General features: G+C 62.9%; 15 protein-coding genes and 1 tRNA gene. 6 read left to right on the top strand and 10 right to left on the bottom strand.

Annotated elements, in window-relative coordinates:
• The 3 genes from AC0QTQ_RS10700 to AC0QTQ_RS10690 are packed head-to-tail and all read right to left on the bottom strand — an operon-like array spanning position 1 to position 3,518.
• Positions 1-906, bottom strand: a complete 906-nt coding sequence (locus AC0QTQ_RS10700) for an ABC transporter permease subunit (protein WP_480256562.1) — start codon at positions 904-906, stop codon at positions 1-3.
• Between the two features lie 25 nt (positions 907-931).
• Complete coding sequence (oppB, locus tag AC0QTQ_RS10695; RefSeq protein WP_480256561.1) at positions 932-1,855, bottom strand: oligopeptide ABC transporter permease OppB; 924 nt, start codon at positions 1,853-1,855, stop codon at positions 932-934.
• Between the two features lie 52 nt (positions 1,856-1,907).
• Positions 1,908-3,518 carry a peptide ABC transporter substrate-binding protein gene (locus tag AC0QTQ_RS10690; RefSeq protein ID WP_480256560.1) on the bottom strand — a complete coding sequence of 537 codons (1,611 nt, stop codon included), beginning with the start codon at positions 3,516-3,518 and terminating at the stop codon, positions 1,908-1,910.
• Positions 3,519-3,764: 246 nt separating this feature from the next.
• Between AC0QTQ_RS10690 and AC0QTQ_RS10685 the strand changes: the two genes are divergently transcribed.
• From AC0QTQ_RS10685 to AC0QTQ_RS10660, 6 genes are all read left to right on the top strand, one after another.
• Positions 3,765-4,223 (top strand): GNAT family N-acetyltransferase, encoded by a 459-nt coding sequence (locus AC0QTQ_RS10685; protein ID WP_480256559.1) that lies wholly within the window; start codon positions 3,765-3,767, stop codon positions 4,221-4,223.
• Between the two features lie 52 nt (positions 4,224-4,275).
• A tRNA-Arg gene (locus AC0QTQ_RS10680) sits at positions 4,276-4,352 on the top strand.
• A 580-nt stretch (positions 4,353-4,932) separates the two neighbouring features.
• Positions 4,933-6,486: an N-6 DNA methylase gene (locus tag AC0QTQ_RS10675; RefSeq protein WP_480256558.1), complete on the top strand. Its 1,554-nt coding sequence runs from the start codon at positions 4,933-4,935 to the stop codon at positions 6,484-6,486.
• Positions 6,483-8,717 carry a sensor histidine kinase gene (locus tag AC0QTQ_RS10670; RefSeq protein ID WP_480256557.1) on the top strand — a complete coding sequence of 745 codons (2,235 nt, stop codon included), beginning with the start codon at positions 6,483-6,485 and terminating at the stop codon, positions 8,715-8,717. The genes AC0QTQ_RS10675 and AC0QTQ_RS10670 overlap by 4 nt, the downstream gene beginning before the upstream one ends.
• Positions 8,718-8,719: 2 nt before the next feature.
• Positions 8,720-9,802 (top strand): hypothetical protein, encoded by a 1,083-nt coding sequence (locus tag AC0QTQ_RS10665; RefSeq protein WP_480256556.1) that lies wholly within the window; start codon positions 8,720-8,722, stop codon positions 9,800-9,802.
• A complete protein-coding gene (locus AC0QTQ_RS10660; protein WP_480256555.1) occupies positions 9,802-10,548 on the top strand; it encodes a hypothetical protein in 747 nt (248 codons plus the stop codon). Before AC0QTQ_RS10665 ends, AC0QTQ_RS10660 begins: the two co-directional genes overlap by 1 nt.
• A 101-nt stretch (positions 10,549-10,649) precedes the next feature.
• Here the strand turns inward: AC0QTQ_RS10660 and AC0QTQ_RS10655 are convergent, their stop codons facing one another.
• The 7 genes from AC0QTQ_RS10655 to AC0QTQ_RS10625 all read right to left on the bottom strand — a co-directional run bounded on the left by AC0QTQ_RS10655 (position 10,650) and on the right by AC0QTQ_RS10625 (position 14,539).
• On the bottom strand, positions 10,650-11,678 hold the full coding sequence (locus AC0QTQ_RS10655; RefSeq protein ID WP_480256554.1) for a tyrosine-type recombinase/integrase: 1,029 nt from the start codon (positions 11,676-11,678) through the stop codon (positions 10,650-10,652).
• Entirely contained in the window at positions 11,678-11,914 is a 237-nt protein-coding gene (locus AC0QTQ_RS10650; protein WP_121534710.1) for a DNA-binding protein, read from the bottom strand. Before AC0QTQ_RS10650 ends, AC0QTQ_RS10655 begins: the two co-directional genes overlap by 1 nt.
• Positions 11,914-12,066 carry a hypothetical protein gene (locus AC0QTQ_RS10645; RefSeq protein ID WP_183077537.1) on the bottom strand — a complete coding sequence of 51 codons (153 nt, stop codon included), beginning with the start codon at positions 12,064-12,066 and terminating at the stop codon, positions 11,914-11,916. Before AC0QTQ_RS10645 ends, AC0QTQ_RS10650 begins: the two co-directional genes overlap by 1 nt.
• On the bottom strand, positions 12,063-12,752 hold the full coding sequence (locus AC0QTQ_RS10640; RefSeq protein WP_480256553.1) for a hypothetical protein: 690 nt from the start codon (positions 12,750-12,752) through the stop codon (positions 12,063-12,065). The genes AC0QTQ_RS10645 and AC0QTQ_RS10640 overlap by 4 nt, the downstream gene beginning before the upstream one ends.
• A gap of 94 nt (positions 12,753-12,846) precedes the next feature.
• Positions 12,847-13,041, bottom strand: a complete 195-nt coding sequence (locus tag AC0QTQ_RS10635) for a hypothetical protein (protein WP_480256552.1) — start codon at positions 13,039-13,041, stop codon at positions 12,847-12,849.
• Entirely contained in the window at positions 13,041-14,213 is a 1,173-nt protein-coding gene (locus AC0QTQ_RS10630; protein ID WP_480256551.1) for a DNA polymerase III subunit beta, read from the bottom strand. Before AC0QTQ_RS10630 ends, AC0QTQ_RS10635 begins: the two co-directional genes overlap by 1 nt.
• Positions 14,213-14,539 (bottom strand): DUF2312 domain-containing protein, encoded by a 327-nt coding sequence (locus AC0QTQ_RS10625; RefSeq protein WP_480256550.1) that lies wholly within the window; start codon positions 14,537-14,539, stop codon positions 14,213-14,215. The genes AC0QTQ_RS10630 and AC0QTQ_RS10625 overlap by 1 nt, the downstream gene beginning before the upstream one ends.
• Between the last annotated feature and the right edge of the window lie 220 nt (positions 14,540-14,759).

Raw genomic sequence — 14,759 nt, 5'->3', positions numbered from 1 at the left:
TCAGCGGTCCTTCGGGTCGAGCGCGTCGCGCAGCCCGTCGCCGACGAAGAAGAAGCCGAAGAGGGTGGTGACGAAGAAGAGAAGCGGGAAGGCGAGCTGCCAAAGCGTGCCATAGGCGATGGTGCCCGAGCCCTCGGAGATCAGCGCACCAAGCGAGGTCATCGGTTCCTGCACGCCCAGGCCGAGGAAGGAGATGAAGCTTTCGGTCAGGATCATGTTCGGCACCAGAAGCGTGGCGAAGACGGTGACGACGCCGATCAGGTTCGGCAGGATGTGGCGGCGGATGATGGTGCGTGCCGGCACGCCGATGGCGCGCGCCGCCTCGATATAGTCGCGGTTCTTCAGCGACAGGGTCTGGCCGCGCACGATCCGGCTCATCTCGAGCCAGGAGATCAGCCCGACACCGGCGAAGAGCATGGTGATCGAGCGGCCATACATCACCAGCAGCAGGATCAGCACGAACATGTAGGGGATGGCCAGCAGGATATCGACGGTGCGCATCATGATGTTGTCGATGCGGCCGCCGAAATAGCCCGCGGTCGCGCCCCAGAGCGTGCCGACGACGACCGCGATCGCCGAGCCGATGATGCCGACGGCGAGGCTGATCTGCGTGCCCTGGACGGTGCGCGCGAAGAGGTCGCGGCCGAGGTCGTCGGTGCCGAAGTAATGCCCGGTCTCGAACGAGGGGCCACCCAGCTCGGCCGCCTGGCCCATCACGGAAAAGTCGATCTCGTCATTGCTCCAGCGCGCGAGGCTGTTGCCGAAGAGCGCGAAGAGCACGACGAAGACAAGGAGCAGAAGACCGAAGAGCGCCGCCTTGTTGCGCAGGAAGCGGCGCCGCGCATCGGCCCAGAGCGAGCGGCCGGCGATGTCCTCGCGCGCGGTGGTGGCGGCGAGGGACTGCATTTTCTGGCTGTCGATGACCATGGGCTCAATACCGGATCTTCGGGTCGATCCATCCGTAGATGATGTCGACGACGAGGTTGAAGAGGATGGTGAGGGCGCCGACGAGGATGGTGATCCCCATCATCACCGCATAGTCGCGGTTCAGCGCGCTGTCGACGAAGGCCTTGCCGATGCCGCCGGTCGAGAAATAGATGTCGACGATCACCGAGCCGGTGATCATCGCCACGAAGGCAGGCCCGAGATAGGAGATCACCGGCAGCAGCGCGGGTTTCAGCGCGTGGCGCAGCACGATGCGCAGGCCCGACAGGCCCTTCGCCCGCGCCGTGCGGATGTGGTTCGAGGTCAGCACCTCGAGCATCGACGAGCGCATGATCCGGGCGATCGAGGCCATGTAGGAGGTCGAGAGCGCGATCACCGGCATCACCCAGAAATGCGGGTCGTTGAAGCGCCAGCCGCCGCCCGGCAGCCAGTGCAGGGCGAGGGTGAAGACCAGCACCAGAATCGGCGCCATCACGAAATTCGGCAGCACCTGCGCGCCGATCGACAGGCCCACGGCGAAATAGTCGATCACCGTGTTGTGGCGCACCGCGGCGATGGCGCCGAGCGTGACGCCCACCAGAACCGCGACGATGAAGGACAGGAAGCCATAGGTCAGCGTCACCGGGAACCCCTGCGCGATGATGTCGTTCACCGAACGGTCCTTGTAGACGAAGGAGGGGCCGAAATCGAAGGCGCTGACGATGCCCCAGACATAGGAGACGATCTGCCGCCACAGCGGCTGGTCGAGCCCGTATTTGGCGTTCAGGTTCGCCAGCACCTCGGGTGGCAGGCCGCGCTCCTGGGTGAAGGGGCCGCCCGGCGCCGCGTGCATCAGCAGGAAGGACAGGACGATGAGCAGCAGGAGCGTCGGGATCGCGATGGCCAGACGCTTGAGGATGTAGACGATCATGCGGAAGTCCGGTGGCTGGGTGCGGGGACGGGCCCCGCACCCGGGCTGCGGTTTAGGGGGCGACGCGGAAGAGGTCCTTGCCGTACCAGGTTTGCATCACGTTCTCCGTCGGCAGGCCCTTGATGTCGGCCTTCACCATGTCGACCTTGGCATAGTGATAGATCGGCAGGAGCGGCATCTGATCCGCGAGGATCTGCTCGGCCTCGGTGTAGAGCGGCTGCGGATCGGCCGCGGTCTTCGACTCCTTCATGATCCGGTCATAGTCGGCGTTCAGGAACTTGCCGTTGTTGTGGCCCGAGTAGGAGGTGAAGAAGTCGAGATAGGTCGAGGCCTCGTTGTAGTCGCCGCACCAGGCATAGCGCGCGAGGTCGAAGTCCTGGTTCTGCATCTTGTCGGTGTGCACCTTCCACTCCATGTTGTTGAGCGTCAGCGCCACGCCGAGCGGCTTCCAGAACTGCTGCACCGCGATCGCGATCTTCTTGTGGTCGTCCGAGGTGTTGTAGTTCAGCGTCAGCTTCAGCGGGTGGTCGGGGCCATAGCCCGCCTCTGCGAGCAGTTCCTTCGCCTTCTCGGTGCGCTCCTTCTGGGTCCAGTGCGCATAGTCGATATCGGGCATCTTGAAGCCCGCGGTCGCCCAGTGGGTCCAGTTGTAGGCGGGCTTCTGGCCGCCCTGCAGCACGTTGTCGACGATCACGTCACGGTTGATCGCATAGGACAGCGCCTTGCGCACGCGCACGTCCTTCAGCGCCTCGGGGCCCTTGTCGGAGAGGTTCACCAGATAGGTGTAGCTGCACGAATAGGGCGTCGATTTCGCCTGATCGGGGTATTCCTTGGCAAGGCGCGGGTATTGCCCGGCGGGGATCTCGACCCGGTCGAGCTCGCCCGCAAGATAGCGCGTCAGCGCGGCGTTCTTGTCGTTGATCGTCAGCGCGGTGAGATGGGTCATCACCGTGTGCTTGGCATCCCAGTAGGTCGGGGCCTTGTCCATCTCGATGCGCTCGCCCAGCAGGTGCTGGCTCAGCACATAGGCGCCGTTGCCGACGAGATTGCCGGGCTTGGTCCAGTCCTGGCCGTATTTCGCGATCACGTCCTCGCGCACCGGGAAGGTCGAGCCATGCACCAGCATCTGCGGGAAATAGGGCAGCGGCGTCTCGATCGTCACCTCGAGCGTGTGGTCATCGACCGCCTTCACTCCCAGCTCCTCGACCGGCTTCTCGCCCGCGGTGATCGCCGCGGCGTTCTTCACCTGCATCAGCTCCATGTACCAGGCGTATTCCGAGGCGGTCTTCGGATCGGCGAGCCGGCGCCAGGCATAGACGAAATCCTGCGCCGTCACCGGCTTGCCGTCGGACCATTTCGCCTCGGGGCGCAGGTGGAAGGTATAGACCGTCTTGTCGTCCGAAAGGTCGAACCCCGTCGCCACACCCGGCACCAGCTCGCCCTTCGGTCCCTCGTTGTAGAGCCCCTCGAAGAGGTTGCGCAGGATGTCCGAGCCCTCGACATCGGTGTTGATCTGCGGGTCCATCGACTTGATCGCGTCGAGCAGCCAGAAGGTATAGCTCTGGTTGGCGGCAAGTTTCGTCCCCTCGGGGACGGTCGCCGCGATCCCTGCGGGGGCGGCGGCGAGAAGGGCGAGGGCGGAAATGGCGACAGAAAGCTTCATGAATCCTCCGGGATGGGCGCGGGGCGGCAATGACGGTGCTCCGCGCGGGATCGGGTGGGGAATGCTAGCCGCCGTCGTGCTTTGCGGGCAAGGGGGCGCGCGGGGAATGACGCTGCGGCCCTGCGGAACTTCGCCGGGCGCGGCGATCGCCCGGGCAAGAAGCCGCATGGCCGGTCTTTTCTTCGCCCGCAGAAGCGGCGAGAATGGTCACGCAAGAGGCGACAGATCGCCACGGGGAGGCAGGACATGATCACCATCACGCTCGAACACCCGGTGCAGGAGGAGCTCGCGCTGCTGCATGCGCGTCACACCGAGGCGATGCACGCCGACACCCCGCCCGAGTCGATCCACATGCTGCCCGCCGACGCGCTCGCGGCACCCGGCATCCTGTTTTACGTGATGCGCGAGGAGGGGCGGCCCATCGGCATGGGCGCGCTGAAGCGCATCGACGCGGGGCATGCCGAGATCAAGTCGATGCATGTGCTCTATGAGCTGCGCGGGCGGGGGCTGGCGCGGATGCTGCTCGGCCATCTGGTGACCGAGGCGCGGGCGGCGGGGTTTTCCCGGCTCAGCCTCGAGACCGGCGCGCAGGACAGCTTTGCCGCGGCGCGCGGGCTCTACCTTGCCGCGGGCTTCGAGACCTGCCCGCCCTTCGAGGGCTACCGGCTTGATCCGATGAGCGTTTACATGACGATTGCGCTTTGAGCCCGAGCGGGCTTGCACGCGCGCGCCGCTTCGCGCAAAACGGGGGGCGTGCGGCCCCATAGCTCAACTGGATAGAGCAAGCGCCTTCTAAGCGCTAGGTTCCGGGTTCAAGTCCTGGTGGGGTCGCCAATCTTCCGGCAACGTGCTGAAATTGTGGCGTTATCGGTTGCGTTTACGGGGATTTCCGGGGGCGTTTACTGCGTTTATGTTTCGTTCTTCCGTCATTGGCCCCAAAGCCCATTCCCCTGGGGGCAGGTTACCACCTCTGTCTATGTAGGGCTTCCGCTCAAGTTCTACCTTGGACGCTGGCGTTGGCCCAAAGCTGCTGTCGCTAGAGGAGGGGCATAGCCGACGTCCGCTTCGCGCCCGAACCGTTGCCTTGCTGCCAAGTTCAGGGCGGTACCGGAAGCTACCGCTCGTTCGCGCCGGCCTCGGCGGACTAAGCCAACCGAAGCTCAGCTTGGCCGAGGGTAACAATAGATACCCGCATTGCGAGGGACATCGACCACCGGGCGGTCATCAAGTCCGAAGTTGTTCGCGAATAGTGAATAGTACCTCGTGGCCTGAACATGCAAACGTTCGCCTCGTGAGAACGCGCCTCGCACGCCCGCCTTGCTTCCGCGTCTTTTGCAGATAGCGGTTCCCGCCCGAGAGGGCGTCTGATATGTCTTGCTACCAGCAAACCAAGATGCCGAATTCAGAGGAATAGATGAGTTCATCGGTCCGTCCTACGATCAAGGATCTCGGAGCCTACTATACTCCTGAAACAATGGCAGACATTCTCGCCGACTGGGTGGTTCAGTCTGGACGCGAGACGTTGTTGGAACCAAGTGTCGGCGATGGCGCACTTTTGCGTGCGGCGAAGTCCTGCGCGGATCGCAAGTTTGGTTGTACCGCCAATCTCAGGTTGATCGGTTGCGATCTGGACAATTTGGCTGTTGCGCGGGTACGCCGGTGGCTCGCACCGGAGCACTTGCTGGTGTGCAGCGACTTCCTCGAAATAGACCCCGAATATGTCGCTCGAGTCGACGGCGTGATCTGCAATCCGCCCTTCACTCGTAATCATATGCTGCCAAGCGCCAGGCGTGAGGAGTTGCGCCAGCGCTTCGGAATCAAAGGAGCCGCCGGCCTCTGGGTGCCCTTCGTCCTGCATGCACTGCGGTTCTTGGCGCCTGGCGGTCGTCTTGCGGTCGTTGTACCGGGCGCAGCCATCTTCTCGTGTTACGGGCGAGACGCGCTCGAGCGTGTGTGCCAGCAATTCGCACATGTTGAGATTCGCCAGACCGTCGACCGACCGTCATGGTCGAGCAATGCCGAAGAGCGCGGCGCTATCGTCCTTGCGCGGGGCTATAATTTGGGTTCATGTTCTCTACCCGAGGCGACGCGATGGTCAGCGGCGGGTGAACGCATGGCAGACATCCACCCAGCTAATCCAGCCTGCTTTCAAGATGCTCTCTCTGCCGCTGTTCCGCTTGGCGAGATAGCGACGCTGTCGATCGGCGCGGTAACGGGTTTCAACAAGGCCTTCTTGCTATCTGATGAGGAGTGCTCCGCAGCTGGTATTGACCTTGGTGATTTGACCCCGATCGCGGCACGCGCTCGCCATGTCTCCGGTTTGAGAATCTCGAATGCTGAGCTGAAGGCATTTGCGGCGAGGGGGGAGAAGACCTGGCTACTCACTCCGCAGGATGTCTCGAAAGCGCGTCCGGGGGTACGGGGACGGCTGGCGGCGATTCCTATCGGCAAGCGCCGCGATGTCGTCTGGCTCAACAAGAGATCGCCGTGGTGGAAGGTCGACATCGGGCCAGGCTGCGATGCGATCTTCACCTATATGAACGATCGAGGGCCGAGGCTCGTTCTCGCAGCAGACCGCGTGTATTGCACCAACACGCTGCATCAGGTTCACTTCATGCCGAACATGAGCGCGAGAGATCGTATGGTAGCGTCGCTCAGCATAATCTCGAGTTTTGGTCAGCTTGCGGCAGAACGCATCGGCCGGGCATATGGCGGCGGCGTCCTCAAGTTCGAGCTGACCGACGCCCGCCGATTTCCTATCTTGGTGGCAAAGCTAAATCGGACGAAGGCAGCCTTCGAGAGCGCTGATCGTGCCATTCGAAATGGTGACTTCGAACATGCGAGAGCGGTCGCCGATGAGCTACTTCTGCCGGCTGTATTTGGCCAAGATTGGGAGCTCGCCGCAGCCGAGATGATGAAAGAAGCGCTGAACCTTCGCTCGGCGCGGCGAGGAGGCGTTCGGGTATGACTGAGGAACTGCACTTCACGACAGACGCAGGACTTATCGATCGGCTTGGGCGTGAGCTGGTCGGGCGTCAAGAGACCGCGCTCATCGAGCTCGTCAAAAACAGCTTCGACGCCGATGCTCGCAGCGTAACTGTCACGCTTGAATGTGACGCGTTGACTATTGAAGATGACGGAACCGGCATGACCCGTGAGGAGCTCGTCGCTGGCTTTCTTCGTCTTGCCAGCACCTTTAAGGTGCAGGAGCCGAGATCTCGTGTCTTTAAACGCCAGCGCGCCGGTCGAAAAGGCATCGGGCGCTTCTCCACGCAGCGTCTTGGAAGCGTGCTTCGTCTAAAGACCTGGGTGAACGCCAACGACCCTGGGATCGAACTGGTTGTTGACTGGCAAAAGTTCGAGGGTGGCCGCAACCTCGACGAGGTTCCGGTCTATCTTGGAAGCGAGCCGCCAGCGGCTCCCGGCACCAAAATTCGTATCGAGAGGCTTCGCGACGAATGGTCTGATGCCCAAATCCGGCGTTGCTGGCGTGGGTTGCTCGCGCTTCAGCAGCCGTTTCCGGTCGCGCCTGTTGAGCGGCGGCCGGACGCTGATCCGGGCTTCGAGGTTCGCTTCCTTCGCGAGGGCGATCTTTTCAATGACCCCAAACTGGTGGCGGATTTCCAGAGCGAGATCCTCGACCATCGGCATGCGACCATTGAGTTTCGGGTTGATGAGATGGGGATCGCGGAGTGGCGAGTGACGCAGAATAAGTTTGGACCTGATCGGGGTTGGCACCGCATCCATCATGAGCATCGCGATGATGTGAATCCCCCCGCCTACAGGTTCCTTCGGGATGTTGCGATGAAGGCGCACTACTTCATTCTCGCGTCCGATCTCCTGCCAAGCCTCGTGTTCACACGAGCGCGCGACATTTTGCGTGAAGAGGGCGGGATCAGGCTTTATCGCAATGGCTTTCGGGTCGTGCCCTATGGTGAGTCGGGAAATGACTGGCTACACCTCGATCAGCTTTATGCGCAGCGCGGCTCTGTGCTGGCACCAGTCGCCAACCGCAACTTCTTCGGCGTGATCGAAGTGCACGATCCCGAAGGATTGCAGTTTGAAGAGCATACCTCGCGCGAAGGCCTGATCGAGACCGACGCGTTCAGCGAACTTACGGGCCTGGCAACAGCCGTTTTGGCAACAGCAGTCAATCGGATAGCCGAGGACCGTGGCCGCAAACGAAGCGCAGGAGGGTCTACCGAGCGTAAGACGTCGGATGCGTTGGATCGTCTGCGTAAAGCGGCACAACGCGTACAAGAAGCGGAAGAAGTTCTTCGCCGCGGACGCGATAGCGGAGACGAATCCTCTGCCGAAGATGGCGATTTGAACGAGAACCAAGCCGAACAAATGAAGGATAAAGGGCCGGCTCAGGGGGAACGCGCCGCTGAGATCCTGCAGGAGTCTATTTCCCTGCTGGAGCAACAACATGCTGAGCTTGCAGACGAGGCCGCGCTGCTGCGTCTTCTCGCGACGCTCGGGCTCACAACATCCGAGTTCAGCCATGAAACTGGCATGACGTTCGAAGCTGTCCGAATGGATTTCCGCGCCGTCTTCGAAACGGCGCTACAGGCGAGAGACGGTGACGAAGCGTTCGCTGAGCAAGCCGAGCGAGCTAATGCAATGCTTAGTCGCCTCGACGCGCTAACCGCTTATCTCAATGAATTGGCGTCGGCTCGATCCGTGCGTCAGCTTTCGGCGATCAGCGTCAGCAAAGCAATCGGTGAGTTCGCGATTGGCGTCCGCAAGTTGGCGGAGAAAGCCGGGATTATGATGGAGATCGATACTCCTGAATATGATCCGCTCTACACGAGGCCGATGCATTCAGCCGAAGTAGCATCGATCTTACTGAACTTTTTTTCTAACTCGCTCAAGGCGCTGCGGCGAACCGAGGGACAGCGCAGAATCGAAGTGAAAGCGGGGCGCGAGAACGACGACCAGATTGTTATCCGGTTCAGCGACTCGGGTGACGGCATTCCAGAGGAAAATAGAGAAAAAGTATTCGACTTATTCTTCACTTCGCGCGTGGCTGCACCGGCCACAGCTGGTACTGCCGAGCAGTATTCTGGGACAGGCCTCGGACTTTGGATCGTGCATCAAATTATCTCCAAGGCGGGCGGCGATATCGAGGTTGTAGATCCGCCGGCCGGTTTTGCCACTTGCCTAGAGGTGCGTCTACCCGCGGAAGAGGAGGAGTGACGATGGCTTCTTGGCTGCTGATCGACGACAGTCCACAGGAGGCAAAGGCATTCGCGCAGGATCTTGCGCAAGGGGGGGGGCTGCCGATCGAGCACATGAGCGCGCGTGAGGCGGCAGGAGAGCTTGACACAGGCAAGCTGAATCCAGCCGGTGTGCTGATGGATGTCGATCTTTCTAATGAGCTCGGTCCGCAACAGACTGGCCCTGGAATGTCTCAAAGCATTCGGGTCGCACAGCAGAAGAAATTGCTTCCGCCTTTCCCTATTGTGCGTTTTTCTCTTCGCAACAAGGTGCTCGAAAATATCGGTAGCGATTCAAGCAGCGACGACATCTTTGACATGAAGATTGAAAAGGAGAGTCTGAGCGAACCTGCTGTTCGCGATTCTGTTCGACGCAAGCTGCTAGGGGTCCGGAAGATTTACGATGTGCTGGAAGGGGGCGAGCCGGATCTTTTGTCGGTCATAGATCTCAGCGAGGATTTATGGAGCCAGTGGGGCAGTTCTGGCTTCCAATCCGATTTTGCGGTCGCTGATCGCGTCCATCTGCGTGCCTATCCATTGATCAGGTTACTAATCCACCCCGGTTTGCTTATTGATGAGAATATCCTGGGTTTTCGGCTGGGAGTCGACATAAAGGCATCAAAGGGGTGGCCTGACGTGGTCGAAGCGCTATCGGATTATACTTTTCGAGGCGTCGCGAACGAGTATTTTCCGCGCTGGTGGGCACGTGGGATTGAGCAATGGTGGCAGGATAAGATCGGTGGATCCTCGCCGCTAGCTGGCACGGAAATCGAACAACGAGTTGAGCAGATGAGCAAAAGCTTTGGCGACCTTGAGCCGTTGACAATGCCGAGGGGGAGCATGGGTAAGCGTCCATGGCGATACTGTCTACTGAGCATGGAGCAGCGTTTCGAGTTTATCCCTGTCGATCCTGCTAGAGGGGTCAAAATTAAACCGCGAAGCCCAATGCCATCGTGGCTCGATCCTCTATACGCTTCCTTGGCCACCGCCCTGCAGAACCGGAACGATCCGCGGCTCGACAAGGAGGACCTCAAGCGGCTTCAGCCATATACACGGATGGCCTAATGACGGTGGCGTTGCCTGATGAGTTAGAGCGACTGGCTGGAGCATTGCGACGTGAGCCGGCGACTGAGATTACCTCGGACTCAATCTACACTAACCTTGGTCGCTTCAAAAGTGACTGGGCCAGCAGTCACCGACTTCGTGGCAATGGGCTCGCATTGCCGCCCCCTCGTAACCATGGGCTTCATCCCGTTGGATGTACCCTGCATTCGGCATTCCTCGATTTTCAATATGAGTGGCGCGACGGCCAGATAGTGCCTTGGCGCGCGGAATACCAAGTCCGCGTGGAGGGTTTTCTGGACGCTGGGGACGCGCTGTTTGAGCTGCAGGATCACTGGCGGCTCGACACCGATATGTACGCGCCGTCGCGCCGAGTAGGAGATGACGCTGGACAAAATCCATCGAGGGAACCGCATCCGCTTTTCCACTTCCAGCGCGGCGGCCACGCCCAGGACGCGTTCGCTTCAAGCGATTTCCTGCCGGGAATGCTGTGCGCGATCCATGGAGAATGGAAGGGGCTCTTGCAGAGCCCGGGCCCGCGGGTACCCGTGCTGCCTCTGGATCCCATTTTGGCGATCGACTTCTGCCTCAGTCAGAACGACGGGATGGTTTGGCGACGCCTACAGAACGTTCCTGAGTATCTGACGGTCATCGAAGAAGCGCAGCGGCGCCTATGGGATCCATTCTTCGCCGAGCTCCAAGATCCGGCATTTCGGCGAACCTGGTTTGGCCCGTCTCTTTTAGTTTGATCTCAGGCTATTGCATATCATTCGTCAAGGACGCAGAAACTGTGCGCTCCTCAACGTGAGAAGCCATTTCCGCTGTTGTTACAAATTCCCTACAGTCAGTGCTATGGGTACTGATTGGCATCGCCGTCCGCCCCGCGGATCAGCGCCTTGCGGCTCGCGGCGCGGGTGTACCGTTCGGCCTCCGAGAGACTCGCGTGCCCGCCCCAGGCCATGATCGCATGCGCGGAACCGCCCGCTTCGGCGATCGCGGTGAGGCGGTATTTGCGCAGCCCGTGCGCGGAGCGGCCCTGAATGCCGGCGGCCCTCGCTGCATCGCTGATCAGGTTCGACAGCCCCTTCACCGTCCGCGCCTTGCCATAGGTCGTCTGGATCATGGTCGCGCCGGACGTGGCCTCGATCGCGGCGCGGACGGTGGCGCGTTCGTCCTCCCATGACACCGCCCAGGACGGCAGCGGGCAGGTCCATGGCACATAGGCCATGCCGCCGGTCTTCACCTGGCGAAAGGAAAGGACGCCGTCGCGGCCGATGTTGCTGTCGGTCAGGATGGCCGCATCGCTCACCCGGGCGCCGGTCCAGGCCAGCAGCTCGAAGGCCGCCCGCTGCACCGTGCCAAGCGCCCAGTGGGCACGAAAGCGCGCGACCTCGTCGGGCGTCCAGGTGGCATGACCCACCGTCTTGGTGGGGATCTTCGACACCAGGATGCTCACGTCGCTCTCGATATCGCCGTCCTTCTTCGCCTGCGCGAGGATCAGGCGCCATGCCTTCAGCCGCTGGTTCGCCGGGTTCGGGTCGAGCTTGGCTAGATCCGCCTCGATGTGCTTTTGCCGGATGCCGCGGGCGGGCGCCGTGCCGTAAAGCTCGGTGATCGCGTCGCAGTGCCGCAGCATCGCCCGGCGGTAGGAAAGCCCTAGCTCGGACCACCGTTTCGAGGCGCGCAGGCGCCGGATGACGGCGGCGAGCGTGCCGGCCGCCACGGGCGGGGCGAAATCGCGCTTTGTGGCCTCGGCCTTCGCCCAGGCCGCGATGAATTCGGGGTGATCCTCGGGCAGCTCGGGCAGGCGCGTCCCGGTCGGCCGATGATAGCAGAGCACGCGGTCACCGCGCCGGATGCGCTGAACCCGCGGCAGCATCAGCCCCGTACCCCGAACAGGCTGTCGCATTCGCTGACCTCCGAGATTTCGCCCTCGTAGGGCAGGGCCGAGGCGTATTGGTCGAGGTCGATCCGATCATAAAGGCGCCGCCCGTCAAGCGCGCGGCGCGGGATGGGCAGCTCGCGCAGCTTGGTCACGCTAACGCACAGATAGGCCGCCGCTTCCGCCACGCCGAGCAGCCGCGGCTGGTAGGTGATCGGTGCATGCTTTCCCATCAGTCGGTCTCCATCTTCTCGAGCGCATCCTGCGCGATGCGGCGGATCGGGCCACCGCTGATTGCTGCGATTTCGGCGAGGGCCGCGCGGGCGGTGGCGAGCGCCTGGTGCAGCCGCGCCCCTGCCGGGGCCTCTTTCCCCTCGTGGTTCATGCGGCCCTCGTGACCTCTTCGAGGGCGTGATCGCCCCATTGTTCGGCCGCTGCCCGCATCATCCCCGGGAAAGACCGGCTGCGCAGGCGGGCGCGGTCGGGCCCGGGAGGCATCCGGTGCACGCGGTTCCAGGACTTCCATTCCTCACTGCCGCGAACGGGCTCCTCGAGCCTGTTGGTCGGCCGGAGAGGCGGCAGCCCGCGCAGATACCAGCCGGTTCCCTTGTATTCCGGGTGACCGAACCAATGCGGCTGCACGACCTGCGGCGCCGGCAGGTCGGCGGGCATGCGTGCCTTGGCGAGGTCGTGCATCTCCGGGTTCTCGATCGCCACGCGCGCGATCGGGGCGCGCCAGCAGGCGGTGAGCAGGTCGACGCCATCCTCGAACTCGGCGATCATGCTGGCCCAGCTGCGCCCCTTCGGCAGGGTCTTGGGCGGTGTCATCGCCCCGGGCCCGGACAGCCAGCGGCGCCCGGCGCGGCACAGGCGCGTGCACGGGGGATGCGCGACCAGCAACAGGTCCCAGCCGTCGCCCAGAACGTCGCGGATGTCGCCGGTGATGTGCCGGTTGCTGCCGTCCTCGGCGGGCAGGATATCGCAGGACCAGACGTCATGGCCGCGGGCAGCAAATGCCCGCCGGCCGATGCCGCTGGTCTCGCAGCCGATCAGGACGCGCAGGGCGGTCATTCGTCGTCCTCCTCGTCCAGCTCGATGCTCACCGCGAGCGCGGCGAGAAGGGCGACGACCGCCGCGATCAGAATCAGCAGGGGCAGGACGGTGCTCATTGGTGCCGCTCCGCAAGCAGCTCGCGCAGCACTGCGACCAGCACCGGGGTGCGCCGGCGCAGGCGGCGGGCGGGGGTGATGACGCCGGGGGCGGGGGCCGTCTCGGCGCGCGGATCGTCATGCGGCAGGCGCAGCCCGTCCGGCAGCGGCGCTAGGCTGACGCGGGCGGGGTGGTGGTGGGGCTGTTCCATCACACCCTCATCGGCATAAGAACGAACATGGCGTCTGGATCGTCACCGTGGATGATGAACGGATCTCTGGGGTCGGCGCCCTTGACCGTGAAGATCGGCGTAACCCGGCCCTGTTCGGCGAGATAGCGAAGGTTGAAGCCGAAAACCGGCGGAGCCATGCCATCCTTGCACTTGATGCCGATCGGCATCTCGATCCCGCCGTCCCGGTTGCCGATGCAGATCATTCCCTTGCTGGCGTCGAGGCGAGCGATATGGGCGTCATAGTCGGCACCAGCCGCCGCACGCTGCAGCCGGGTCAGCTCTGCCCCGGAGATGGTGCAGCAGATTGCATCAGATGCGGCGGGGATCACGCGGCTGTACTCTGGATAACGGCCGTCGATCAGCTTGGCGCTGATCTCGATGTCCGCCCCATGAATATGCACGTGGCGCTCCCACATCGTGACCGTCAGAGGGGCGTTGCCTCCGGGCCGCGTGATCTGCTTCAGCAGATCCACCAGATGTTTCGGGATGGTGGCGCTAAGCCTCTGGCCGGGTATCGCCTCGATCGGCGTGTCGGTATCCACGACTGCCAGACGGTGCCCGTCCGTCGCCACCGCGCGCAGGGTGCTGCCATCGGGGCGTGCATGCAGGTAGATGCCGTTCAGGTAATACCGCGTCTCCTCAGAGCTGATGCAGTGCCGGCACAGGTGGATCATCCGGCGCAGCTTGTCAGGTGTTTGCGTCCAGGTGGCGGTCTTGACGGTCGAGGCGGAGAACTGCGGGAAATCCCCGACCGGGATCAGGGCACGCTGACGCACCACTATGTCTCCGCCGTCCATCACGATCATGCTCGGCGTGTCCTCGCCCGCCGGTGCGTGCACCGAGATCTTGACCACGGACCGCGCGGCCGCCGCGAAGGATGCGAGCGTAGCAGCACGGATCATGACCGCGGCCTCGCCCTCGAACGCCACATCGGCGTCGATATTGACGGTCAGCTCGATGTCGAGGTCCGTCGCGCACAGGCGGACGCGCCCGTGGCCGATCGTGACGCGCACATAGCCAAGCACGGGGATAGAGTTCCAGCGCGGCACCACCTGTGCCATCAGTCGTGCGGCGCGGCGAAACTCCGCCAGCGGGATATGGGCGCTGGCGATCTGGTGCGTATCGGCGGAGATCTTGGATTGAGCGTTCATCACCGCCCCCCAAGTGCTTGCATGTAGATCTCGAGGATCGCCTCTTCCTCGGCCAGATCGTCGCGGTCGCGTTTGCGCATCGCGATGATGATCTTCATCACCTTGGTGTTGTAACCCCGCGCCTTGGCCTCGGCCATCACGTCCTTCTGCTGCTCGGAGATGTCCTGCTTCTCGGCGTTCAGGCGCTCATACTGTTCGATGAACTGGCGCAGCTCGTCGGCGGTGACGTTGTAGAGATGATCCCCGACCGCCACGTCGGCGGGCGTATTCTTGACCGGGATCCGCCCGCCCGTGTCGACCGGCGGCATGGCGGTAAGGTCAGCCATGCTGGCCTGCGTCTCGCTGCCGCCCGGGGGCGGCGCGGGCGTGGATTTCTGGGGATCGGGGGCGGGGGGCATGAACATCTGATCCTCCGTGAGGGGTTGGCGGGCGGGTGCCAGCCGAATGCAATCCCGCCCGCACCGGGCGACATGCCCGGATCACTGCCCCGGCGGCAGCTGTGGTCATCGTGAGTGGTGGCGCCGCCGGGGTCGCGGCTGCGCGGGC

The organism is Paenirhodobacter sp. YD-8 (genome assembly GCF_056590935.1).
The sequence above is the reverse complement of the archived record's forward strand: the minus strand, read 5'-3'. Positions and strand labels throughout refer to the sequence as shown.